General features: G+C 72.4%; 23 protein-coding genes. 11 read left to right on the top strand and 12 right to left on the bottom strand.

What is annotated here, in order from left to right; all coding sequences use genetic code 11:
- Positions 1 to 3: 3 nt before the first annotated feature.
- From ACIBQ6_RS05770 to ACIBQ6_RS05755, 4 genes are all read right to left on the bottom strand, one after another.
- The gene (locus ACIBQ6_RS05770) at positions 4 to 801 is read right to left on the bottom strand and encodes a hypothetical protein (protein WP_397210416.1); all 798 of its coding nucleotides are present in this window, start codon (positions 799 to 801) and stop codon (positions 4 to 6) included.
- A 76-nt stretch (positions 802 to 877) separates the two neighbouring features.
- Positions 878 to 3496: a hypothetical protein gene (locus ACIBQ6_RS05765; RefSeq protein ID WP_397210415.1), complete on the bottom strand. Its 2619-nt coding sequence runs from the start codon at positions 3494 to 3496 to the stop codon at positions 878 to 880.
- Between the two features lie 147 nt (positions 3497 to 3643).
- Complete coding sequence (locus tag ACIBQ6_RS05760; RefSeq protein ID WP_397210414.1) at positions 3644 to 4360, bottom strand: hypothetical protein; 717 nt, start codon at positions 4358 to 4360, stop codon at positions 3644 to 3646.
- Between the two features lie 14 nt (positions 4361 to 4374).
- Positions 4375 to 4929, bottom strand: a complete 555-nt coding sequence (locus ACIBQ6_RS05755) for a papain-like cysteine protease family protein (RefSeq protein ID WP_358294892.1) — start codon at positions 4927 to 4929, stop codon at positions 4375 to 4377.
- 161 nt (positions 4930 to 5090) lie between these two features.
- On the opposite strand from ACIBQ6_RS05755, the gene ACIBQ6_RS05750 reads away from it, so the two are divergent.
- The 5 genes from ACIBQ6_RS05750 to ACIBQ6_RS05730 all read left to right on the top strand — a co-directional run bounded on the left by ACIBQ6_RS05750 (position 5091) and on the right by ACIBQ6_RS05730 (position 12677).
- Entirely contained in the window at positions 5091 to 5999 is a 909-nt protein-coding gene (locus ACIBQ6_RS05750; RefSeq protein WP_358294890.1) for a hypothetical protein, read from the top strand.
- Positions 6000 to 6077: 78 nt separating this feature from the next.
- Positions 6078 to 6986, top strand: coding sequence for an NADP-dependent oxidoreductase (locus ACIBQ6_RS05745; RefSeq protein ID WP_397210412.1), 909 nt, complete (start codon positions 6078 to 6080; stop codon positions 6984 to 6986).
- 154 nt (positions 6987 to 7140) lie between these two features.
- Positions 7141 to 7293: a hypothetical protein gene (locus ACIBQ6_RS05740; RefSeq protein ID WP_358294886.1), complete on the top strand. Its 153-nt coding sequence runs from the start codon at positions 7141 to 7143 to the stop codon at positions 7291 to 7293.
- Between the two features lie 231 nt (positions 7294 to 7524).
- Positions 7525 to 11478: a metallophosphoesterase gene (locus ACIBQ6_RS05735; protein WP_397210411.1), complete on the top strand. Its 3954-nt coding sequence runs from the start codon at positions 7525 to 7527 to the stop codon at positions 11476 to 11478.
- A 71-nt stretch (positions 11479 to 11549) separates the two neighbouring features.
- The gene (locus tag ACIBQ6_RS05730) at positions 11550 to 12677 is read left to right on the top strand and encodes a HupE/UreJ family protein (protein WP_397210410.1); all 1128 of its coding nucleotides are present in this window, start codon (positions 11550 to 11552) and stop codon (positions 12675 to 12677) included.
- On the opposite strand, the gene ACIBQ6_RS05725 is transcribed toward ACIBQ6_RS05730, so the two are convergent.
- Positions 12634 to 13608 (bottom strand): hypothetical protein, encoded by a 975-nt coding sequence (locus tag ACIBQ6_RS05725; RefSeq protein ID WP_397210409.1) that lies wholly within the window; start codon positions 13606 to 13608, stop codon positions 12634 to 12636. The genes ACIBQ6_RS05730 and ACIBQ6_RS05725 overlap by 44 nt on opposite strands.
- 90 nt (positions 13609 to 13698) lie before the next feature.
- On the opposite strand from ACIBQ6_RS05725, the gene ACIBQ6_RS05720 reads away from it, so the two are divergent.
- Complete coding sequence (locus ACIBQ6_RS05720; protein WP_358294878.1) at positions 13699 to 14151, top strand: MarR family transcriptional regulator; 453 nt, start codon at positions 13699 to 13701, stop codon at positions 14149 to 14151.
- On the top strand, positions 14148 to 14897 hold the full coding sequence (locus tag ACIBQ6_RS05715; protein WP_397210408.1) for an SDR family oxidoreductase: 750 nt from the start codon (positions 14148 to 14150) through the stop codon (positions 14895 to 14897). Before ACIBQ6_RS05720 ends, ACIBQ6_RS05715 begins: the two co-directional genes overlap by 4 nt.
- Before the next feature lie 66 nt (positions 14898 to 14963).
- Here ACIBQ6_RS05715 and ACIBQ6_RS05710 read toward each other — a convergent pair whose 3' ends face one another.
- The gene (locus ACIBQ6_RS05710) at positions 14964 to 15428 is read right to left on the bottom strand and encodes an AAA family ATPase (RefSeq protein WP_352360690.1); all 465 of its coding nucleotides are present in this window, start codon (positions 15426 to 15428) and stop codon (positions 14964 to 14966) included.
- 82 nt (positions 15429 to 15510) lie between these two features.
- On the opposite strand from ACIBQ6_RS05710, the gene ACIBQ6_RS05705 reads away from it, so the two are divergent.
- Both ACIBQ6_RS05705 and ACIBQ6_RS05700 read left to right on the top strand, forming a co-directional pair.
- A complete protein-coding gene (locus tag ACIBQ6_RS05705; protein ID WP_397210407.1) occupies positions 15511 to 15849 on the top strand; it encodes a hypothetical protein in 339 nt (112 codons plus the stop codon).
- Positions 15842 to 16369 (top strand): TetR/AcrR family transcriptional regulator, encoded by a 528-nt coding sequence (locus ACIBQ6_RS05700; RefSeq protein WP_397210406.1) that lies wholly within the window; start codon positions 15842 to 15844, stop codon positions 16367 to 16369. Before ACIBQ6_RS05705 ends, ACIBQ6_RS05700 begins: the two co-directional genes overlap by 8 nt.
- A 16-nt stretch (positions 16370 to 16385) precedes the next feature.
- On the opposite strand, the gene ACIBQ6_RS05695 is transcribed toward ACIBQ6_RS05700, so the two are convergent.
- On the bottom strand, positions 16386 to 16931 hold the full coding sequence (locus ACIBQ6_RS05695) for a TetR/AcrR family transcriptional regulator (protein WP_397210405.1): 546 nt from the start codon (positions 16929 to 16931) through the stop codon (positions 16386 to 16388).
- Positions 16932 to 17023: 92 nt separating this feature from the next.
- On the opposite strand from ACIBQ6_RS05695, the gene ACIBQ6_RS05690 reads away from it, so the two are divergent.
- On the top strand, positions 17024 to 17932 hold the full coding sequence (locus ACIBQ6_RS05690) for a TIGR03620 family F420-dependent LLM class oxidoreductase (RefSeq protein ID WP_397210404.1): 909 nt from the start codon (positions 17024 to 17026) through the stop codon (positions 17930 to 17932).
- A gap of 235 nt (positions 17933 to 18167) precedes the next feature.
- Here ACIBQ6_RS05690 and ACIBQ6_RS05685 read toward each other — a convergent pair whose 3' ends face one another.
- Positions 18168 to 18731, bottom strand: coding sequence for a DUF1707 domain-containing protein (locus ACIBQ6_RS05685; protein WP_397210402.1), 564 nt, complete (start codon positions 18729 to 18731; stop codon positions 18168 to 18170).
- Positions 18732 to 18780: 49 nt separating this feature from the next.
- A complete protein-coding gene (locus ACIBQ6_RS05680) occupies positions 18781 to 19662 on the bottom strand; it encodes a DNA-3-methyladenine glycosylase family protein (protein WP_397210401.1) in 882 nt (293 codons plus the stop codon).
- 99 nt (positions 19663 to 19761) lie between these two features.
- On the opposite strand from ACIBQ6_RS05680, the gene ACIBQ6_RS05675 reads away from it, so the two are divergent.
- On the top strand, positions 19762 to 19926 hold the full coding sequence (locus ACIBQ6_RS05675; protein ID WP_397210399.1) for a DUF6203 family protein: 165 nt from the start codon (positions 19762 to 19764) through the stop codon (positions 19924 to 19926).
- Here the strand turns inward: ACIBQ6_RS05675 and ACIBQ6_RS05670 are convergent.
- Genes ACIBQ6_RS05670 through ACIBQ6_RS05660 form a run of 3 tightly spaced genes read right to left on the bottom strand, consistent with a single transcriptional unit; the run spans position 19923 to position 22892 of the window.
- Positions 19923 to 20621: a phosphatase PAP2 family protein gene (locus ACIBQ6_RS05670; RefSeq protein WP_397210398.1), complete on the bottom strand. Its 699-nt coding sequence runs from the start codon at positions 20619 to 20621 to the stop codon at positions 19923 to 19925. The genes ACIBQ6_RS05675 and ACIBQ6_RS05670 overlap by 4 nt on opposite strands.
- Positions 20608 to 21333 (bottom strand): phosphatase PAP2 family protein, encoded by a 726-nt coding sequence (locus ACIBQ6_RS05665; RefSeq protein ID WP_397210397.1) that lies wholly within the window; start codon positions 21331 to 21333, stop codon positions 20608 to 20610. The genes ACIBQ6_RS05670 and ACIBQ6_RS05665 overlap by 14 nt, the downstream gene beginning before the upstream one ends.
- Positions 21333 to 22892: a phospholipase D family protein gene (locus ACIBQ6_RS05660; RefSeq protein WP_358294860.1), complete on the bottom strand. Its 1560-nt coding sequence runs from the start codon at positions 22890 to 22892 to the stop codon at positions 21333 to 21335. Before ACIBQ6_RS05660 ends, ACIBQ6_RS05665 begins: the two co-directional genes overlap by 1 nt.
- Between the last annotated feature and the right edge of the window lie 4 nt (positions 22893 to 22896).

The following is a 22896-nucleotide window of genomic DNA, read 5'->3' as shown; positions in this document are numbered from 1 at the left end:
GGGTCAGCGCAGGGTTCTGCCCAGGGTGCCCTGCTCGGGGTAGGAATACCGGACGCGCAGCACGAGCTTGGCCTTGCGCGGCTGGCTGCCGGCGTAGGCCAGCAGGCCCGAGAAGAAGTCGAGGCCGTCGGCGTTCACCCCGACCTCGACGCAGCCGTGGCTGTACCCCTTGTGCGAGTTGTGCAGGTAGAAGCCGCCACGGCCGTACATGTTCCCCTGGATCGGGGTGAGCCGGACGCGGAAGGTGCCCCAGTCGGGGAAGACCGGGCCGTTGCCGCCCACGGGCAGGAACTGGATGCCCTCCCCGGGGTTGGAGACGGCCTTGTCGCCCCGCTGGTTCGCCGCCTCGACGGAGTTCTGCCGGGGGTCGACGTGGGTGAGGAACGTGTACAGGCCCTCCGGCAGCGGGCCGTGGTCCTTGCTGTTCTGCATGGCGCCGATCTGGTGTCCCACCAGGCCGGACGTGGCCGCGTACAGCAGCGTGCCGGAGCCCTGGAGGGAGGCGGGCATGGATCTGCGCCAGTACAGGAACTTGCCGGTGTAGACCAGGTCGGCCTGGTCGTCGGTGGCGTCGCGGACGTCGAGGTCGAACCGGCCGAGCGTGCGCAGGGGGCCCGTCCGGGGTACCTCAATGGCCTCGAACCGGCCCGATCCGGGCGTCCTGCCGGTCAGCGCGAACACCCGGTAGGAGCCCTGCGGGCCGTAGGAGGCGCGGGTCTCCTCCAGGAACACCAGGCCGGGGGTGTGGTGGAAGAGCACGGCGTGCACGTTGTCGTCGGGCTGCTCGCCCTTCCACATCATCGGCTGGGTCTCCTCGCGACGGTGAGGGAGATCCGGGAGACCCGGTCGTTCTGGCTTCTCTGGAAGCAGAAGTACGTCATCGGGCCGTCCGCCGCCCTACGAGATCGTCGCGAGGTTGGACGTGAGCGCGATGTCGGTGCCGGACGACGGGAGCCTGCGTGCCGCGGTGGGCGAAGCTCAGGCGCTCGACCGTGAGGTGGGTGGCGTCCGGGACGGCGACGACGAGCTGGGCCTCCTGGACGCGGCGGTCGTCCTCGGCGTCCAGCACGACCGGCAGCCCGACGACGAACGCCGAGCTGTTGCCGACCTTGATGTTCACCGGGTTCGGGCTCGGCGCCAGGTCCGACGAGGACGTGGTGAAGGCGGCGTCCTGGAGCCGGGCGGCCGCCCGTTCGGGGTTGGCGGGCGGGATGCCGGGATAGTTGCGGTCGTCGTAGGCCGCGATCTCCTGCGCGATCGTCAGGTACGGCGCCGGGATCGGCGCGCCGACCGCGCCCCCCTCGGCGAAGCGCATCCACTCCTCCTCCCAGCCCTTGCGCACGGTCAGCACGATCCGCGCGCTGCCGGCCCGCAGGAACGCCTGCCTGGTCGGGTCCGGGTGCCGCAACTGCCGGATGAACGGCCAGCTCGGCGGGACGTCCCAGAAGTAGGAGTAGAGGAACGTCACCACGTTCTCCCACTCGATCGCCTGGTTGATGAAACGCACCAGGTCCTCGTGCCGCCGCAGCAGCGTCCACTGCTCGGCGCTGAGCCCGAGGCTGGGCCCGTCGAAGCCGATGCCGTGCTGGAGGTCGACGTGCGCGGCCAGGAAGGCGGCCAGGACGTCGGCGGGCATGAAGTCGAAGTCGCTGCCGAGGACGAACCGCAGGACGCACTTCATGATCTCGTCGCTCTCCTCCCGCCGCAGCGTCAGGGTGTCGACGTTCGCCAGCTTGTCCTCGATGGCCGCGATGCGCGCGGCGATGTCCTCCTGCTCGGCGAAGTACCTGGTCTGAGCGGCGTTGTACAGCGTGTTCCAGACTTCGGTGCGCCACTGCTCGACGGCCTCGTCCGTGAGGTCGAGCCGCACGCCGAGCCCGACGAACACCCGCTCGGAGTGGTGGAAGAAGAACGTGATCTTGTGGCGGCCGGTGAAGCCGCGCATGTAGGGCGTGGCGCCGTCGAAGGACATGATCCGGTGGTCGCGGATGATGAGCGCGTCCGACAGGTTGCGCCACGTCGGCTCCGAACGGGCCCCGATGACGTCGAAGTTCATCTTGTCGTCGGAGTCGTCCTTGCCGACCTGGGCGTCCAGCATGATCTCCCGGATGTGCGTGCCGCCGGGCACGTCGAACTCCAGATCCAGGAACCACCAGTTCCCGTCGGTGTTGACGTGCGAGCTGACGGTCAGCGGCGTCGGCTCCTCGGGGTGCGGCCGGACGGTCACGCCGTGCCGGTCGGCCAGCCACTGGTACTTCGGGACGCCGGTCGGCGACGGGTGGCCGTCCTGGTCGACCGGCTCCGTGGTGATGTCGGCGTGCTTGACCGGGAACTCGAAGGGGCCCTGCTGCGAGCGCAGCAGTTCCAGCTCCGCGTACGCCCGCCGCATCGACGCCCCCGGCTCGGGGACCGCGATGTCGTACGTCAGGCGCAGCCCGTACCGGTAGAGCCGGACCCGCCACTTGCGCATCAGGCTGAAGTAGTCGATCCGGACGGGGTCGTTGCCGGTGTTCCTCAGCACCCGGGTCGAGGTCTCCTCCGACCCGGTCACGGTGGTGGTGGAGATGGTCACCTTGTGCTCGCGGCGGGAGCGCGAGGACGCCTTCTGCGTGGTGGCGCGGGCGTGCTTGATGCTCTCGGCGGCCGAGGCCGACTCCGAGCCCTGCGCGGTGAACCCGGTCGTGCTCGAACCGGAGATGATCGGGATGCCGCCCTGGACCGTCCCGGTGATGTTGAACTGGTTGGAGTGCTGGCTCTGCGACGCCGTCGACTGCGACAGGTCGGTGTTGTCGGTCACGCCCGTCTCGCTGACCTCCTCCAGCGAGTCGGTGACGATGGTGGTGAACTCCTTCGAGGTGACCGACCACTCCTTGTGCGTGACCGCGGTCACCTCGCCGGGCGCGAGCGGGATGGTCGAGACGAGCTCGCCGCGCTGGATCCCGACCGGCACCATCTCGATGCGTTCCAGGTTGAGCATGCCGATGGGCGGCGCCGCGGTGTTGACCGCCAGGCCGCGCAGGGCCACCGCGGCGGTGTTGAGCGCCTGCGCGGCCCGGCCGGCCGCCTCCCGGGCGCCCGCGCCCTCCGCCTCGCGCAGGCGTTCTGCGCGCAGCTCGACGAGCGTCCCGGCGAACAGCGCCAGCTCGGCGGCCGGCACCCGCGCCAGCGCGGCGGGGTCGGGGCGCAGCGCCGCGACGGGCTGCTCCTCGAACCGCCTGAGCAGGTCGAACGCCTCGCCGGAGACGCCTTCCTGGGCGTTCCCGGCCCGGAGGCGGTCACGGACCGCGTCGGTGTCGCCGGGGGCCAGCGCGAGCTGCCGGACCGCCCCCAGCTTGACGATGCCGCCGCCCGCGCCGTCCTGTGGGTCGTCGTGCGCGCTGGGCACCCGCAGCGGAACGAGCGTGCCCTTCAGCACCTCCCGCGCCGAGTTGTCCAGCACCGGCGCGGCCGGCGGGGACGGCGGCCCGGCGGCCGCCGCGCTGTGGATGTCTGCCATGGTCGTCCCCCCTCGTGGATGAGCAGCTGTGCCGCCATGGTGCGGGCGGGCGGCGGGGGAGGGCATGAGTAGGGGCTACTCAGAAAAAGGCGGCCCGCGCCTCCGCCGAGATGGCCGTCGGAGGCGCGGGCCGTGCACCGGATCTTGTCAGGTGCGGCGCGCGCGCAGCAGGCGAATGGTGATCGCCGCGCCGAGCAGGACCACGGCGCCCACGACCCAGGGCAAGGGGGTGCTCCCCGGGCCGGGGACGCCGTAGCCGCCCGCGTAGCCGTCCCTGGCGTAGGAGCTGCCGGGGAGCTTGGCGGCGTAGCGCTGTTGCGCCAGCCGCCGGTAGTCGGCCACGGGGACGCCCGCCCGGCCCACCGACTGCGCTGCCTCGTCGTTGAGCGGCACGACCGTGCCGTCGCGCAGGGCGTACCAGGCGTTGAGCTGCGGCTCGCGGAACACGGTGCCGGTCTGGCCCGCGTACCGCTGTTCGTCGCCGCCGCTGGCGATGTTGCTGACCACCCACGTCCCCCGGCGGTCGCGGGTGGTCCAGACGGAGGCGGTCTGCCCGTCCGGCGCGGTGGCGCCGGTGGCGAGGAAGGCGAAGCGGGCGATCTCCGCCGACCGTCCGGCGACGAAGTCCGGGTTGAGGTCGTTGACGGCGACCGTGGGGCCGTCGACCCGCGCCGCCACCGGCGCCAGGCTGGTCTTCCTGCCCTGGCCGGCGAAGAAGCGGCCGACCGTGTCGCCGGCGCCCGCGGCGGCGGCCCTGGCGGCGTCGACGTCGGCCGGGGTGGGCGTGCCGGGGTCGGCCAGCGCCGGGCTCGGGACCCACAGGAACAGCGCGGTCAGGGCCGCGACCGCTGCGAAGAGCTTCATGTCGATGGCCTCCTTCACGCGCCGATGTAGTCGAGCGAGTGGGTCCAGAAGAACGAGGAGTTCGAGACGTAGTAGTTGTAGGTGGACCAGTTGTAGCGGGTGCTGGACGGCCACGGGTTGCTCCAGTACACGTACGACGAGCTCTGGTCGTAGCCGTAGATGACCTCCATGTGGCCGCCGCCGCTGGTCCACTGGATGCGGGCCATGATCGGGCGGTCGGCGTCGATCTCCCGGACGATGGCGGCGTAGGTCAGGTAGTCGTAGACGTACACGCCGGGGTTGATGCCGATCTGGCGGAAGGCGGTCTGGTCGTTGCCGAGGGTGGCCTGGTTGTTCGGGCAGCTGGTGTTGACGCCGCGGTTGAAGGCCAGGTTGCAGAACTGGTTCTGGCTGTAGGAGTACCCGTAGTAGGCGGCGACGGAGTTGCCCGTCGCGGCCCAGCACCAGTTGGAGTACTGCTGCGACTGCTGGGTGAAGTTCAGCTTGTACCAGGTCGCGGCCTCGGCCGGGGGGCCGCTCGCGATCCAGGTGGCCGCCGCTAGGGCGAGGGCCACGGCCAGGCGGAACATAGGCGCTCCTTCTGCTGGGGGGTGCTGCGAAGGATGTTCGACCTGCGGAGATGGCCGTACAAGGGGGAGCGGATTTCCCTGACAGATCACTGTGGAAGGTGACATTTCATGACGTTCATGAAGTGATGACGAATCTGTGGAAATCTGTGAACATTCACAACGTGGCGGATGAGCTCCAGGCCGCGCTGCGCGCCGGCCCCTTTCACGTCGCCCTGCGGGCCGCGGTCGGAGCGCGGGGGCTGACCCTCGAACGGCTGCGCCACCGCCTGGCGCAGCGCGGCCTGCACGTCGGGGTGAGCACGCTGAGCTACTGGCAGCAGGGCCTGCGCCGGCCGGAGCGCGAGGAGTCGTTGCGGGCCGTGGGAGCCCTGGAGGAGATCCTCGACCTGCCGCCGCGCTCGCTGATCGGGCTGCTCGGGCCGCCGAAGCCGCGTGGCCGCGCGCCCGGGGTGGCGTACTCGACCCTGTTCCGGCCCGCCCAGGTGGTCTCCGCCATGCTGGACGAGCTGGACGCGGTGGCCGACGACCGCCGCCTGCACATCGCCGTGATGTACGAGTCGCTGCGCATCGGCCCCGACCGCAGCCTCACCAGCCGCGAGACCACGCAGGTGGTGCAGGCCCACGAGGAGGGCGCCGACCGCTACATCATGATCTACCGCGGCGACGCCGGCTGCGACGTGGACCGGGTCACCGTCGCGGCCCTGGAGGACTGCCGCGTCGGCCGCGTCACCAGGGACGGCGAGACCGCCACGGTGGTCGCCGAGCTGCTGTTCGACCGGTCGCTGCGGGTCGGCGACACCCACGTGCTGCGGTACGAGATCGCCGACCTCAGCGGCGCCGAGTCCTGCTTCTACGAGCGCGGCTTCCGCTTCCCGGCCGGCCAGTACGTGCTGCGCGTCGCCTTCGACCCGGTCGAGCTGCCGGTGCGCATCCACCGATTCGCCCGCCGCGGTCCGGGCGGCGGCGAGCTGACCGCCTCCGAGCTGACGCTGAACGCCCAGCACGCCGTCCACCTGATGGCCGCCGCCCTCCAGCCGGGCCTGGTCGGCATCCGGTGGGCCTGGCCCTGACCGGCGCGTCGCTGTCACACTCCGGGCCGCTGTCCCGTCCTGTCGCCGACAATGACGATGAGCGGAGAGGCGATGACCATGAGAGCGATACGCGTTCACCGGCCCGGCGGCGACCTGACCCTGGAGGAGGTGCCCGTGCCGCGCCCGGCCACCGGCGACGTGGTGGTGCGCGTGCACGCGGCCGGTTTCGTCCCTGACGAGCTGGACTGGCCGGGCACCTGGACCGACCGGGCCGGACGGGACCGGGCGCCGTCCGTGCCCGCCCACGAGGTGGCCGGCGTGGTGTCCGAGGTCGCCTACGGCACCACCGGCCTGTCCGTGGGCGACCGCGTCTTCGGCCTGACCGACTGGCACCGCGACGGCGGCGCGGCGGAGTACGTCGCGGTCGAGGCGCGCGACCTGGCCCCGATCCCCGCGAACGTCACCTTCACCGAGGCGGCCGCGCTGCCCCTCGCCGGGCTGACCGCCTGGCAGGGCCTGTTCACGCACGGCGGCCTGGAGGCGGGCCGGAGGGTCGTGATCCACGGCGCGGGCGGCGGCACGGGCACGCTCGCCGTCCAGCTCGCCCGCCGGGCCGGCGCGCACGTCATCGCCACCGGACGGGGACGGGTCGCGGGCCTGGCGGTGGAGCTGGGGGCGCACGAGTTCGTCGACCTGGAGCGGCAGCCGTTCGAGGAGGCGGTCGAGCCGGTGGACCTGATCTTCGACACGATCGGCGGCGACCTGCTCGCCCGCTCGGCGGCCAAGGTGAGGCCGGGCGGCGCGCTGGTCTCGATCACCGCGCCGCCGCCGGTCGTGCCGGAGGGCGGGCGGGCGGTGTTCTTCATCGTCGAGCCCGACCGCGCCCAGCTCGCCGAGCTGGCCGCGCGGGCCGGCGCGGCGCTGCTGCGCGCCCACGTCGGCGCGGTGTACCCGCTGGCCGAGACCGGTCGGGCGTTCCGTGACAAGCGCGGCGGCGTGCCGGGGAAGTCCGTGATCGAGATCTGACGACGACGCCGGGCGACCGGCGTCACATGTATGGATATGTCGGCCTATTGAGGAAACCTTGACCGGCCTGCCGTATGACCGTCCGGGCCACGGGCACGCGCAGTTACGGAGCCAAGCGACCCGCTGACTCCGCGTATCGAAGAAAGGAACCGTCATGGCGCAGAGCAAGGCCCGCAAGACGAAGACGGGCGACAAGGACAAGGACAAGAGCCGGAGCTCCTCGACCCAGAGCCGCACCGGCGCCGACAAGAAGTCCTCCGGCAACAAGCCCCAGGACGGCAAGAACCTCCCGGGGCACCAGAGCTGAGCCTGACCGGCACGACGGCGTGACACCCGGCCTTCGGGCCGCGGGTCACGCCGTCTCTCTTGTCGGGGTTGTTCCCGTCTGTGGGCAGATGACCAGAATGAGGAGACAGTTCCCCGCCCCTTCAGTCTCTCCATGCACAACGTTCACCCGTGCGCTCCAACGTGTCCGCTCGAAGGGCACGCCGCCTCATCGGCTGCCCCGTGAACGTCATGGAAGGACCCGATGCAGCCGATGGCAGCACGACAGTTATCAGGCGGTTCGAGGAGCAGGGGACGGCTCGCCGTCACCACCGCGCTCGCGGCGGTGCTGGTGGGCGGCTTCGTGACGGCGGCGCACGCCGACCCGGGTGAGCAGGGCCGCGGACGGCCGACCCCCACCCCCACGAGCACCCCCGCCCCGCCCGCCCTCACCCCCGCCACCGGCTCCTACCTGGAGGGCACCGCGAAGGTCGCCGCCGTCCCGGCCACGGCCGGCGACAGCGTCACGAAGCTCGACCTCGACGGCAACCCCGTCACCGCCACCGAGACGGTGGGCGTCTCCAAGCTGGCCTTCGACGTCGGCTCGAACTCCACCGAGGCGCAGTACCACAGCTACGTGCAGGTCAACGGCGCGTACAAGGCCGAGATCGGCAACTTCGCCAACCAGCGGGCCACCATCGAGATCCCGAACGAGCACCTGGTCAAGGGCGAGAACACGGTCGAGATCGTGGTCGGCACGATCCAGTCGTCCTGCGGGCAGAACTATGACGACTTCGTGCTCTCGGACGTCGGCCTCGAACTGCTCGGCGAGGTGGCCGACGGCGAGGACAACCCGTACACGCTCAACTTCGGCGACGGCAACTGCGGCAGCAACACCACGCTGCTCAAGCGCGCCACCCTCAGGTTCTTCACCCAGTCCGACCCGCGGGGCACGACCGGCCTCGCCGCCGACCTCGACACCACCGGGCTGGCCAACGGCGAGCACGTCCTCAGCGCCGCCACCGCGGCGGGCGCGACCGTCCGGAACACCGTGACGGTGAACAACGCCCCGGCCGGCGCGCCGCGGCTGCTGCCCACCGACGGCACCCTCGTGGCCGGCGTCAAGACGGTGAACGCGACCGTCCCGGCGGCCGGCGCGGGCGGCGTCGAGTCGCTGACCGTGGACGGCGGCAAGCCGGTCACCAGGGCCACGCTCGGCAACGGCGCCGCCATGCTCGCCTTCGACGTCGGCGCGGACTCGATCGACGACAAGTACGACGACTTCCTGCTGGTCAACGGCAAGCGCATCGACCTGGGCGGCACCTATGCGAGCCGGCGCGTGACCGTCGCGGTCCCGGCCAGGTTCCTGACGCCGGGCGAGAACACGATCAAGGTCGTCACCGGCGACTACAAGGACGCCTGCGGCGTCAACCGCGACGACTTCACGATCGCGAACCTCGCCCTGACCCTCGACGGCGCCACGGTGACCGGGACGGACGTCAAGCCCTCGTACGCGCTGGGCGACGGCGACTGCGGCAGCGACCAGGCCCTCCCGCGCGAGGCCGAGCTGCGCTACACGATCGAGGCCCCCGCCGTGCACGTCATCGAGACGCTCGGCGCGGGCCAGGCGACGCTCGGCTTCACCGTGGGCAGCAACTCGATCGAGGCCCGCTACCAGAACTTCGTGCTGGTCAACGGCCAGAAGGTGGTGCTCGACGGCGACTTCGTGAGCCGCCGGGTGGACCTGCCGATCCCGAACGAGTACCTCGTGCCCGGCTGGAACACGATCGACTTCGTGGCCGGCACGTACCCGACGTCGTGCGGCGCCAACCGGGACGACTTCGCGATCTCGAACATCGTCCTCACCCCGGCGCAGGGCACCGCGGCCGGTCAGATGATCAAGCCGTCCTACGGCATGGGCGACGGCAACTGCGGCGACACGGCGAACCCGCTGACCGAGATCGACCTGGAGTTCCTGGTGGACGCCCCGGCTCGCGGCCTGCGCGCCGACCTGGACACCACCGCGATCAAGGACGGCCGGCACACCCTGGCGGCCAGGTCCACCTCCGGCCAGACCGCCGAACGCGTCCTGATCACCGACAACTCCGCGCCGAAGGTCGCACGGAGCGTCCCCGCCGCGGACGAGAAGATCACCGCGACGGTCGTCCTGGACGTCAAGCTCGAAGACGCCTCCGGCGTGGTGTCCGGGCCGGACGTCAAGCTCGACGGCCAAGCCGTGGAGCTGGGCGCCCGGATCGGCCCCGGGCTCAAGGCGGGCCGGCACACGCTGTCGGTCACCGGCGCCGACGGGCTCGGCAACACCGCGGCCCGGGAGATCGTCTTCGAGTCGGCCGGCATCCCGGACGCCCCCGCCGAGCTCACCCCCGCCTCCGGGACGGCCGACGTGACCGACCCCGTCACGCTGTCGGCCAAGGTCGGCGAGCCCGGCGGCGGCCCCGTGACGGCCACGTTCTCCGAGGCCAGGATTCTCACCCCGGACGAGGCGTACCAGGGCACGGCCACGACGCTGCCCACGACGCTCAAGGTGCCGGGCGAGCAGCGGATCAGGGCCGACGGGCTCGAACCCGGCGACGGCCGCACGCTCGACGCCCCCACCGGCCGCGACCTCGTCTACCAGCGCTTCGACGTCAAGGTGCAGGGCCACGTGGACGCGCCCGTGCTGCGCTGGGAGGGCGTCGTCGACCCCGAGCGGCTGGCCTCGCTGCGGGCCTGGAACACCGAGGCCAAGGCGTGGGACCTGCTGACCAGCGCCCGCGGCGGGGCCGACGGCAGGACCGTCCTGACCGCCGTCGTCGGCCCCGAGTACGTGGACCGGCAGCGGGTGCACGTCATGGTGACCGGCGAGGACCCGTTCGCCGACGACATCGACCCCGGCGACCCGAACGGCTTCGCCGACCCCGCCACGTACGACTTCTCGATCGTGCACTTCACCGACACCCAGTACATCTCCGAGGGCGCGGTGGAGCAGGAGACCCCGCAGGAGCGCGCGGTGTGGGAGTCGGCCTACGCCGGCATCGTCAACTGGATCACCGCCAACAAGGACCAGCGCAAGATCTCCTACGTCGCCCACACCGGCGACATCATCGAGAACAACATCCGCAAGCCCGCCGACGAGGCCACGCAGCGCGAGGTCGTCGGCGAGTTCGAGGTGTCGTCGAAGCAGCAGCGCGTGCTCGACCAGGCGAACATCCCGAACGGCGTCATCGCCGGCAACCACGACAACCAGTCGGGCACCGAGGACGGCCCCGGAGCGATCTACAACAAGTACTACGGCCCGTCCCGCTACCAGGACGCCTCCCAGGGCTGGCGGCACGCGAAGTACGGCGGCCCGTGGAAGGAGGGCGACAACCAGAACCACTACGACCTGTTCTCCGCGGGCGGCCTGGACTTCGTGGTCGTCGGCCTGTCGTACGGCGTGACCAGGGAGGAGGCCGAGTGGGCCGACTCGGTCTTCAAGAAGTTCCCGGACCGCAACGGCATCCTGCTCTCCCACGACTACCTCGTGCCGAGCGCCAACCCCGACGGCCGCGGCGCCGCCTTCTCCGCCCCCGACGGCTCGATGCTCTACAAGACGGTGGTGGAGAAGAACCCGAACGTCTTCCTCATCCTGGCCGGTCACGAGCACGGCGTGGGCACCAACGTGAAGCCGAAGGTCGGCCAGGTCGGCAACGGCGTGGTCGAGCTGCTGGCCGACTACCAGTTCTACACGGTCTCGGCCGACCGGCTCGGGCTCACCGAGATCGGCGGTTACAAGCCGGAGGACCAGCTCCAGTTCGGGGCCAGCTACTTCCGGCTGCTGCAGTTCGACGTCAAGCGGGCCGAGCTGAGCGTGGACACCTACTCGCCGCTGCTCGGCGACTTCGGCGCCGGCGAGTTCGACCCGCTGCGCCGCTACGACGGGCGCGAGGACAACATGGTCCTGCCCGTCGACCTCACCACCCGGACGACGAGCTTCAGGACCGACTCCCTGGCGCTCTACAAGCCGACGAAGATCATCGGTAGGAGCACCGCGGCCTCCGGCCAGGTCGCCTCGGTGACGTGGCGGCACCTCAAGGACGACACGGCCTACGCCTGGTTCGTCACGGCCCGTTCCGCGGGCGGCGGCGTCACCGCGTCCGAGCCCAGCGTCTTCGTCACCAAGGACGAGCACGGCCGTCCCGGCAAGTGGGACAAGGACTCGCCCATGTACCGCTGGTTCACCCGCTGATCCGCCCCCCTCGCCGCCCCGGGCCCGCGCCCGGGGCGGCGCCCTTCCCCCTGACCCTGGAGACCCGAGACATGCCTCGCTGGCGCTGGCCGTACGCCGTCGTCCTGGCCGTCATCCTCTGCGCGGCGCTGGCCGACCTGCTGCATCCCGCCCCCGCGGCGGCGCACGACGCGACCACGAAGGCCCACGCCGAGGTGACCGGCACGGCCACCGACGTCAGGGTCGTGCTCGACCTGGAGTACGACCTGCTGATGAAGTCCGCCTGGCTCTACGCCGAGGCGTACGAGGCCAAGGAGCGGGCCGAGCAGCTGCGGCAGCTCGCGGTCAACCGCGACGCCGTGTTCGGCTACGTCACCCGCCGCTTCGCCGTCGCCCGCGCCGACCGGCCGTGCGTCCCCCGGCAGGTGGGCGGGGCGGACGTGCACCCGCGCGGCAAGGCCGCCTTCGCGACGCTGACCCTCGCCTACGCCTGCCCGGCGGTGGACGGGGGCGAGCACACGATCTCCAGCGCCCTGTTCCCCGACGCCGAGACGTTCGTCCACAGCACCCAGACGCTCCTGCGCTACGACCTCGCCGGCGAGCGGGGCTCGGCCGTCCTGACCGCCGCGAGCCCGACCCTGCGCCTGGCCGAACGGGCGGCGGCCGGGCAGATCGGGGAGTTCTTCCTGCTCGGCGTCGAGCACCTCGTGCTCGGGCTGGACCACGTCTTCTTCCTGCTCACCCTGATCATCGGCGCCCGCGGCGCGCGTGACGTCGTGGTCACCGCCTCGGCCTTCACGGTCGCCCACAGCATCACGTTCCTGCTGGCCGCCATGGGCGTGGTGGCGGTGCCGGCGGCGGTGGTCGAGCCGGTGATCGCCGCCTCGATCGTCGTCGTCGCGCTGGCGAACCTGCTGGGCCGCGACCGGCCGGGGGCCTGGCGGCTGCCCGTCGTCTTCGCCTTCGGCCTGATGCACGGGCTGGGGTTCGCGGGCGCGCTCGACATCCGCGAGAGCGGGTCGTGGGAGCTGCTGCTGTCGCTGCTGAGCTTCAACGTCGGGATCGAGGTGACCCAGCTCGCGATCATCGCCGTGCTCTTCCCGCTGCTGGTGCTGCTGCGGCGGACGGCCGCGGCCCGCTGGACGGTGGCCGCGGTGTCGCTGTCCATCGTGGCGGTCAGCCTGTACTGGTTCCTCGACCGGATCCCGATCCCGCTCTGAGCGCCCACAGACGGCCGGCTCCCCAGGCGAGCAGGGCCAGCACGCCGACCAGCAGGTATTCGATGGCCGGGATCCTGATCGCCTCGTTCGTGCCGGCCAGGTCGCCGCGCAGGGCGTACACGGCGAGCAGGGCCGCCGCGTAGCAGCCGGTCAGCGCCCAGCGGGCGGCGCGGGACAGGCCCAGGCCGTGCATCTGGGTGATCACGAAGACGCCGAGGAAGCCGAACAGGAACATCGGCCACAACCCGTCCGGGCCCGAGGTCATGACGGCCACCAGGGTGCCGTGGACCACGACGGCCAGCTCCAGCGTCACCGTCCAGTAGCGGTTGGTGTGCGCCCTGGTCAGGAAGAGGCTGCCCTGGAGCAGCAGCAGGAACATGTAGAAGAAGCCGATCAGGTGGCCGGGCGTGGACTCGGCCGGGTGGTACCAGAAGGTGTAGACCGCCGCCCAGCTGAACAGGTAGCCGTGGTACCGGCGGGCGAAGTCGACGATCTCCCGCCTGATGGGCGCGGGCCGGCCGAGGAACAGGCCACGCCGCCGGTTCTCCATGATCAGGACGACCACCAGCAGGAGGACGACCGAGCCCTGGGAGCTGTAGATCGACACGTCCTGGGCCAGGCCGTCGTAGAACAGGTGGGTCTGGACGGTGTGCAGGGCGACGAACCCGGCGTTCACCGCCAGTGCGACGACGTTGACCGGGTGGAGACCGGCGGAGTAGCGGCGGACCCGGGTCTGGGCGTGGTGGATGAGCCACCAGAACACGAGCTGGTGGGCGGCGTAACCGGCCCAGGCCGACAGCCTGGTCCACACGGTGGGCTCGGGCAGCTTCCAGTAGTACCAGGACGCGCCCTGGTCGGGCAGCAGCACGACGTCGTCCAGCCACCGGCCCAGGAACCAGATCAGCCCGGTCAGGACGGCGCTCGCGACCACCCCGGCGACGAGTACCGTCTCAGGACGGATCGCGGCTAACGTTTTCTTTCCACGATGGAATACTTCCACGATAGAAATATAAGGGGTGACATGACGGCCTATGACCTGATGGTCCTCATCCGCCGGCTCAACGTGGAGAGCGACCGGTTCGTGGAGGGCTTCGCGGTCGGGCACCGGCTGCACAGGACGGACATGAACGCCCTGGTGGTCATCCTCGACGCCCACCTCGCCGGCCGGCCGCTCTCGCCCGGCGGGCTGGGGGCCGCGCTGAACCTCTCCGCCCCCGCCACGACCGCCCTCCTCGGCCGGCTGGAGCAGGCCGGCCACGTCGTGCGGCGGCGCGACGAGGGCGACCGCCGCAAGGTCGAGGTCGTTCTGAACGAGCAGGCCGTCGAGCTGGCGGGCGCCTTCTTCGCGCCGCTGGTCCGGCGGCTCACCGCGGCGATCGACGCGTTCACCCCGGCGGAGCGGGAGGTCGTCGGCAGGTTCCTCGCGGACGCGATCGAGGCGACCGTGGCGGCCAGGAAGGAGCACGAGGCGTGAGCGCGCCCCGTTCGATCGTGATCACCGGCGGCACCCGCGGCCTCGGGTTCGGCCTCGCCCGCTCGCTGACCGCCCGCGGCCACCGGGTCACCGTGTGCGGCACCGACCCGGACCGCGTGGCCGCGGCGGGGGCCGAGCTCGGCGTGCCGGCCGTCGTGGCCGACGTCGCCGACCGCGCCCGCCTCCAGGACCTGTGGGACGAGGCCGTACGGCGGCACGGCCGGGTGGACATCTGGGTCAACAACGCCGGGATCTCCCACGACCGCCTCCCGCTGTGGCGGCTGCCCGCCGCCGAGGCCCGCGCGGTGACCGAGGTCAACCTGCTGGGCACGGTCAACGGCTGCGCGGTGGCCGTGGCGGGCATGGCGGCGCAGGACGGCGGAGGCCACGTCTGGAACATGGAGGGGCTGGGCGGCGACGGCCGGGCGGTGCCCGGACTCGCCGTCTACGGCGCCACCAAGCGGGCCGTGACGTACCTGACCAGGGCGCTGGCCAAGGAAGCCCCCGACGGGGTGACGGCGGGCCTGCTCAGCCCCGGCATGGTGGTCACCGACCTGCTGACGCACGGCTACTCGGCGGCCGAGCGGGAACGGTCGGCCCGCATCTTCGCGATCCTGGCCGACCCGGTGGAGACGGTGGCGCCGTGGCTGGCCGAGCGGCTGGTCAGCCGGGCGCGGAACGGCGCCCACGTACGCTGGCTGACCCCCGCCAAGATCGCCTACCGCTTCGCCACCCGCCGCCCCTGACGTGGCCTCGCCATCCGCCGCCCCTGACGTGGCCTCGCCATCCGCCGCCCCTGACGTGGCCTCGGTTCAGCCGTCCTGCCTGCGGACGAGGAAGCCGCCGCGGCCGTCGAACTCCACCGCGTACACCGCGTCGAAGCCGTCGGAGGCGCGTGGCCGGCGCAGTCGTCTGAGGGTGGCGAAGACGCCCACCTCGGGGACCCGGGCCCGGCCCGTCCGTTCGGCGTTGCGCTGGAGGGAGGCCTTGACGTTGGGCGGGAACCAGTAGGCCACCACCCGCGCGCCGTGCTCGCGGCCGGCCACGATGAGCGGCTGCCACTCCTCGGGCGAGGCGTTGGTGTTGTCCACGGCCACGTTCCGGTCCTCCTCCAGCGCCTCGCGGATCAGCCGGAGCTGGCGGTGCTGACGGCGGCGCGCGTTGGGGAAGTCGTCCTTGCTCACGTGCGCGTGCGTGGTGGCCAGGCAGCGCCGGTAGAAGGTGGACTTGCCGGAGGCCTGCAGGCCGATGAGCACGGCCACCTCCCGATCGATCATGGTTCCACCCTATTTGGTGCTGGACAGGCTAACGTCGTTAGCCTAGAGTCTGGCTAACAGCGTTAGCTTTGAGGAGGGCATCATGACCGCGGTGACCGTCAGGCGGGTGGCCGGCCGTTGCGGGTGGGCCGTGCTCGCCGCCTTCTGCCTGGCGTTCCTCGTCTTCGAGATGGTCAAGCACGGGGGCGCCACGCCGGTCAGCTCGGCGTTGTTCGTGCTGGCGCCGTACGCGACCAGGTTCGGCGGGCCTGCGGTGGTGCACGACCTCGCCCACCGTCCGTGGATCCCGCTGGCCGTGCTGGTCGGTTGCTCGGTCTCGCCGCTGGGCTGGGTGCCGGTCTTCACGGCGGGGCTGGCCTGGCTCACGTACGTCGCCGTCGCCCGGCTCCTCGGCCACGGTCCGAGGGGCGCGCGTGGCTGAGCTGTCGCCGCGCGCGGGGCAGATCGTCGCGGCGGCGCGGGAGCTGGTCGAGGCGGGTGGGGCGGACGCGCTGACCATGCGCGCGCTGGCCGCGCGGCTGGGGATTCGCGCGCCGTCGCTCTACAAGCACTTTCCCGACAAGTCCGCCGTGGAGGCCGAACTCATCGCCATCGCCCTCGCCGAACTGGCCACCGCCCTGGAACGCGCCGAGCACGACGGTGGCGGGGGCGGGCTGGCGGCGCTCGGACGGGCCTACCGGGCGTATGCGCTGGGCCATCCGCATCTGTACCGGCTGATGAGCGCGGGGCCGCTGCCGCGTGACCTGCTGCCCGCCGGGGTGGAGGAGCGGGCGGCGCTGCCGCTGGTCCGGATCGTGCGGGGCGAGGCCGCCGCCCGCGCGGTCTGGGGGCTGGCCCACGGCCTGGTCATGCTCGAACTCGACGGCCGCTTCCCGCCCGGCGCCGACATCGAGGCCGCCTGGACCGCCGGGATGTCCGCGTTCACGACGGCGGCCCGCTGAGGGTTCCGCGTGAGGTTCAGGGGCGGGGGTGGAGGCCGTCCAGGGTGAGGGTGAGGAGGCGGTCGGCGCGGGCCGGGTCGGGGGTGGCCTGGGCGATGCCCGCCGCCAGCTCGACCAGGTCGGCGACCTCGACGTCCGCGCGCACGGCCCCCGCCTCCTGGGCGGGCAGCAGCAGCCGGGTGGCGGCGGCGCGCAACATCGCCCAGCAGTCGACCCCGGCCCCGTCCTGCGTGAGCATCATCCGTGCCCCGAGCCCCCGGTCGGTCATGGCGTGCGCGACCAGCGACCGCAGCCAGGCCACCAGCGCCTCGCCGGGCGGCAGCGCCTGGCCCGCCTCCTCGGCCCGTGCGCACAGCCGGGTCAGCCGCCCCTCGAACACGGCCGCGAGCAGCGCCTCGCGGGTGGGGAAGTGCCGGTAGAGCGTGCCCGCCCCGACGCCGGCGCGTCTGGCGATCTCGTTGAGCGAGGCGTCGGGCCCCTCCTCGGCGACCACGGCGATGGCCGCCGCCACCAGTTGCTCGTAGTTGCGGCGCGCGTCGGCGCGCATGGTCCGTGCCGGCACTGGACACTCCCGCGGGTTGAATCGGAGAACGTCTCCGATTATAGTCCCCGACGTAACCGGAGAAGTTCTCCGCATAGACGGGACGGTGACCCATGACCGACGACGGACCCCGCCTGGGCAGGGTGGGCCTGTGGACGTTCGCCCTCGAGGCCCACCCCGCCGGGGTGGCGCAAGAGGCCGCGGCCGAGATCGAGGAGCTGGGGTACGGCGCCCTGTGGTTCGGCGAGGGGTTCGGCCGCGACTCGGTGAGCCAGTCGTGGCTGCTGCTCTCGGCGACCAGGCGGATCACGGTGGCCGCCGGCATCGCCAACATCGCCCTGCGCGACCCGATCGCCATGGCCGCCGCCGAACGGGCGCTCAACGAGGCCCACCCCGGCCGGTACCTCCTCGGCCTCGGCGGCCACCGCATCAGTGACGAGCCGATCCAGATGGACGGCTACAAGATCCCCAGCCTGGGCCGGGCGGTGACCACGATGGGCGGCTACCTCGACGCCATGGACGCCGTCCCGCTGGAATCGGCGGCCCCCGCGCACGCGCCGCGCCGCGTGCTGGCCGCGCTCGGCCCGAAGATGCTGGGCCTGGCGGCCCGGCGTACGCTCGGCGCCCACACGTACTTCGTGCCCGTCGAGCACACCGCGCGGGCCAGGGAGGCGATGGGGCCCGGCGCGTTGCTGGCCGTCGAGCAGGCCGTCGTGCTGCACCGCGACCCGGCCAGGGCCCGCGAGGTGGCCGCGGAGCACGTCTCCTTCTACCGCACCGGCGCGCCCCACCAGGCCGCCAGCCTGCGCAGGCTCGGCTTCGGCGAGGACGAGATCGAGCACGGCAGCGACAGGCTGGTGGACGCGATCGTGGCCCACGGCGACGCGGCGGCGATCGAGAAGCGCGTACGGGCCCACCTCGACGCGGGCGCCGACCACGTGTGCCTCCAGGTCCTCACCGACCGCCCCGGCGACGTGCCCCTCCCGGAGTGGCGCGAACTCGCCGCCCTGACCTCCTTGTGACGACGTGACGACCACGCCCAGGCGGGGGCGGCGGCCCGCCGTCGGTGCGGCGGGTACGGGGTGCGTGGGCTGCGGCGAGCGCCGCGGGCCTCCGGCACGCATGACGGCGGCGGCCCGAGGGGGTTCCCGAAAAAGACCGGACGGCGGGAGAGCCTGTTCAGACGGGGGCGGGCCGTGAGGTGATCAACGCGAGATGATCGAGAGCGAAGTGGTCAGGTGCACGTATGAGAAGACGTCAAGTCATAGCGGGTCGGTAGCGGATCCAGATGTCGCCCTGGCTGTGGCCGGAGAGGCGGAGCACGACCGCGTCGGCGGCGGGCGGTTCGACCGGTTTGTTGTGGACCCGGCCGAGCCCGGGGGAGACCACCTCGTCGGCCCGCACCCGCCAGCCGTGCGGCACCTTCAGATGCAGGTCGCCGAACCACGAGGTGATCGTCACCTGCACCAGCACCTCGGGATGGGGACACTCGGCGGCGAGGAAGTCGAGCTTCGCGGTCCCCCAGACGCCCAGCCGGACGTCGATGCGCGGCGGCACCACCCACCGCCCGGCCCGGCTCACCCGCCAGTGCTCGGTGTGCATCCTCAGCACGTCCGAGGGAGAGGCGGGGGCGGGGGAGAGGGCGGGCAGATCGGCGACGAGGGCACTGAGCTCGCCTACGGTCCTCGCGGCGTACGTGCGGTCGATGCGTTCGCGTAACTCGTCGAGGCTGATGCGGCCTTCGGCGACCGCCTGTCGCAGCCTGTCGGCCACCTGGTCGCGGTCGTGGTCGCCGGCCCGGATGTCGGCGTCGTCCGTCATGGCGACCACTCTAAGGATCATCGGGCGCGCGGGCCATGCGCGGGCTCGGTCAGTCTGCGGCGGCCCGGTAGCCGGTGGCGCGGAACAGGAACGACGCCCACGACCGGTAGGGCCGCCACGACTCGGCGAGCTTGCGGTAGGCGCCCGCGGGGGCGTCCTCGGGCAGCCCGTACGCCTCGCGCAGGATGCCGAACAGCCGGGGTTCGTCGCCGGGGAACGCGTCGGGCGCGCCGGCTCCGCGGATCAGGATCAGCCCGGCCGAGAACGGCCCCACGCCGGGCAGCGCGCGCAGTTCGGCCAGGGCGTCCTCGGGGGTGAGCGAGCGCAGGTGCTCGGTGGTGAGCACGCCGTCGAGCGCCGCCCGCGCCAGGCCGCGCAGCCACTCCTCCTTCTGCGCGGGCAGGCCGAGACCGCCCGCGTCCACCAGGCTCACGGGCGGCGGGAACGCCTGGTACGTCTGCCCGTCCACGGTGACGGCGGCGCCGTACCGGTCGGCGATGCGCTGCTTGACGCGCGAGGCAATGAGCATCGACGAGCGCTGCACGATCACCGCCCAGCAGGCCGCCTCCCACGGGCTCCAGAAGCACACCGGCCGCAGCCCGGGGCGGTCCCGCTGCACGTCGCCGAGGACCGGGTCGGCCGCGGCGAGCTCGGCGAAGCCGGTGGCGTCCACGTCGAGGGAGAGGATGCGCGCGATCTCGCCGCGGATCGCCGGGCCGGGGGCGCGGGTGGTGGTGACGGCGACGCCGCCGGGGGCGCCGGTGACGCTCACCCCGATCGGCAGCCAGTCGGACTCGGCACAGTAGGCGAAGCGCAGCGTCCGGCCGTCGGAGGGCAGCGCGCTGGTGGCCGGCCAGTCCTCGACGAAGCGCAGCGCGGCGCCGAAGTCGAACGGGCCCTTCGCGGTGAGCGTGAATCCGTGCGTGGTCATGGGCCGTATGGTAGGCGCCGCGGCGGCATGGTCCCTGGTGGGGCCGGGCCTGCGCATCACGGGGCCCGGCGGGGGCAGCGGGCGGGCATGAGGAAGTTCATGAAGATCTTCGTGGCGCGCTGGCTGGCCCGTACCCCCTGGGGGCTGGCGATCATGGCCGCCGCCTACCTGCTCGGACGGCGGAGGAGGCAGGCCGGGCGGCCCGCCGGACGGCCGACCGGCCGCCGGCGGGCGCGCCGCGAGCCCGCCCACCACCGCCGCTAGTCCCGGACGGAGGCGGGACGCCGGCGGTCGCCCTGCGCGGCCGCCGGCCCTCTGTCCCAGGTGCGGTAGAGGATGGACCGCGCGGCCACGACCACGCAGAACACCCCGAGCAGCAGCCCCCACGTCACGTCCGAGAAGAAGTGCATGCCGCGGTAGAGCCGGGAGAAGGCGACGATCAGCGGGGCGGCGATCCCGATCGTCCAGATCACCACCTGCAGGGTCCGGTTGCGCACGTGCGTCGTCAGCACCAGCGCCAGCCCGCAGTAGAACGCGACGGCGGCGCTGACGTGCCCCGAGGGGAAGCTGGAGGTGGGCGGCGCGGGGTCGAGGTGGGGCACCGGCGGACGGCTGCGGCCGACGGGCTCGGTGGTGGCCAGGAAGACCAGCGACTGGCCCCAGACCGCCGCGATCATGAAGATCGACTCCCGCCAGCGCTTGTAGACCAGCCGGAACAGGATCACCGCCACCGCCGTGAACGCCACGACGTAGGGCGTGTCCGACAGGCTGGTGCCGTAGTCGGTGAGCGTGTTCCACAGCGACGTGCGGATGGAGGCGAAGCCCTTGCTCACGGCCACGTCGCCGGGCTGGGGGACGCCGACGATGAGCAGCCCCATGCCGTACGTGACGGCGCCCATCAGCACCAGAGGTAACACCAGCGTCAACGCGTAGTACCGGACATGCTCAGCTTTGCTCATCGGGCACCTTCACCGGTTCGGGTTCCATACCTTCGGTCAGCGGCGCGGTGGGCCGTCTGCCCGTGTCGCGCCGCCACGTCTCGAACGCCGCCGCGGTCGCGGCGATCACCGCCACGCCCAGCACGACCCCCGCCACGACGTCGCTCACCCAGTGCACGCCGAGGGCGATCCTGGTGAAGCCCACCGAGACCACCACGAAACAGGCCAGCACCCAGGCGAGCCGGCGCCCCCACCGGGGCAGCATCGGCAGCAGGAGCAGGGTGACGACCCCGGCCCCGAGCGTCACGTTGACCGCGTGGCCGGAGGGGAAGGAGTCGCCGGGCGCCAGCGCGACGGGGTCGGGCAGGTGCGGCCGCACCCGCGCGACGAGGATCTTCAGGCCGAGCCCGATCAGGCCGCCCGCGGTCACGGTCGTGATCGCCCACAGGGCCAGCCTGCGCCTGCCGTGCATCAGCAGCCAGATGGTGAACGCCGCCACCGCGACGCGCCACGGCCACGGCCCGAACAGGTCGGTCCAGACGATGAGCACCCTGGTCACGCCGGGATGGGCGAGCGCGTACTCGTGCAGTTCATGGGCCACCCCGGCGTCCAGCCGGTTGAGCGGCATCTTGGCCACGACGAGCAGCAGGGAGAACGGGATCATGATGAGCGCGACGGCGAACGCCGCGACCGTCATCCGTGGTCCCAGCCTGTCGAGCAGGAATGTCTTCATCAGAACCTCCGCGATCTCCGCAGCTCCGGCGGCCGGCCGTCGGGGTCGACGGCGAACCGGTAGAGCGGCATGGCCATCGCCCTGCGCACCCGGGACAGCGTGGGGGCCGGGTGCGGGCGTAACCGGCCGGACGGGCGCGGGCCCCGGCAGCCGGCCGAGTGCCAACCCTCCAGCCGGGCCGCCGACTCGGCGAACGCGTCGAACGCGGCGACCGGGTCGCACAGCTCGTCCCGGCCGGACTCCGACTCCTCGTCCAGGTGCTCGGCCATGAGCGCCAGCCGCAGGTCGCGGGCGAACCGCAGGGCGCCGTGCGGCGGTCTCGGGTCCTCCCGCTCGTCCAGGACGGCGCAGCTCAGCTCCGAGTCGTAGGTCCACGAGCGCAGGTTGACGTTGTCCGACCCGACCGACGCCCACACGTCGTCCACCACGCACACCTTGGCGTGCACGTAGACGGGGGTGCCCTGGTGGTTCTCCAGGTCGTAGATCGCGACCCGGTCGCCGCCGGCCCGCATCAGCCGGTCCAGCGCCTCGACCCGGCCGATCAGGCTCGCCGGGCCGGCCAGCCAGCCGTCCTGGTCGGGGTGGCGGGGCACCACGATGATCATGCGCAGCTCCGGCTCGCGCTCCAGCGCCTGGGCGAACGGCTCGATCACGTCCGTGGACCACAGGTACTGGTCCTCCAGGTACACCAGCGACCGGGCCCTGCCGAGCACCTTGTGGTAGGCGTGCGCGATGCTGCGCTCGCCGTCCGGCGCGAACGGGTACGCGCTGTGCCGGGCGGGATAGGTGCGCAGGAGCTGCACGTGGTGCGTGCCCGCGGGCGGGGGCGGCGGGCCCGGGTCGGGCAGCGGGGGAGCGTCGTCCAGCTTGCTGAAGTGGTCGCGCAGGCGGCGCAGCGGGTCCCTGGTCTCCGGGGCCGGGTCCTCCCAGCGCTCGCAGAAGGTCTTCTCCACCTCGGCGACCGCCGGTCCGCGGATGGCGAGCTGGATGTCGTGCCAGGGCGGGCGGGGGCCGTACACGTCGGGCATCGGGCAGGACTGCGGGTCGCCCAGGTGTTCGGCGTCGTCGCGGCGGCTGTGGCACAGGTCGATGCCGCCGACGAAGGCCACGTCCGCCGAGGGGTCGCGGTCGTGGCGGAGGATGACGAACTTCTGGTGGTGCGAGCCGCCCGGCTTGGTTCGGGTGTCCAGCAGCGCCTGCCCGTGCGCGTTCTCGATCTTCTCGCCCAGGTGCCGGTTCTCGGCCGCGCTGAACCGCAGGCGGTCCAGGTGGGAGCGCCAGATGAGGCCCCTGACGACGGCGCCGCGCTCGGCCGCCGCCCCGAGGGCGGCGCTCACCGTGGGGCCGTCGTCGGTCAGCCGCTCGTCGGGGTCGCCCCGCCAGTCGGCGAACAGCAGCAGGTCGTCCTTGCGCAGCGCTTCCAGACAGCTCTTCAGCTCGGCGAAGTACGTGGCGCCGTGGATCAGCGGCCGTACGTCGTTGCCGCTGGACCACGCGTCGAGGCCGGTCGCCCGGTTGTCGCGTTCCTCCTCGGTGAGGAACCAGTCCTGGATGCGCATTCGG

Source organism: Nonomuraea sp. NPDC049655 (assembly GCF_044465465.1).
Taxonomy (GTDB): domain Bacteria; phylum Actinomycetota; class Actinomycetes; order Streptosporangiales; family Streptosporangiaceae; genus Nonomuraea.
Note: the sequence above shows the minus strand (reverse complement) of the source record. Positions and strands in the feature narration are given on the sequence as shown.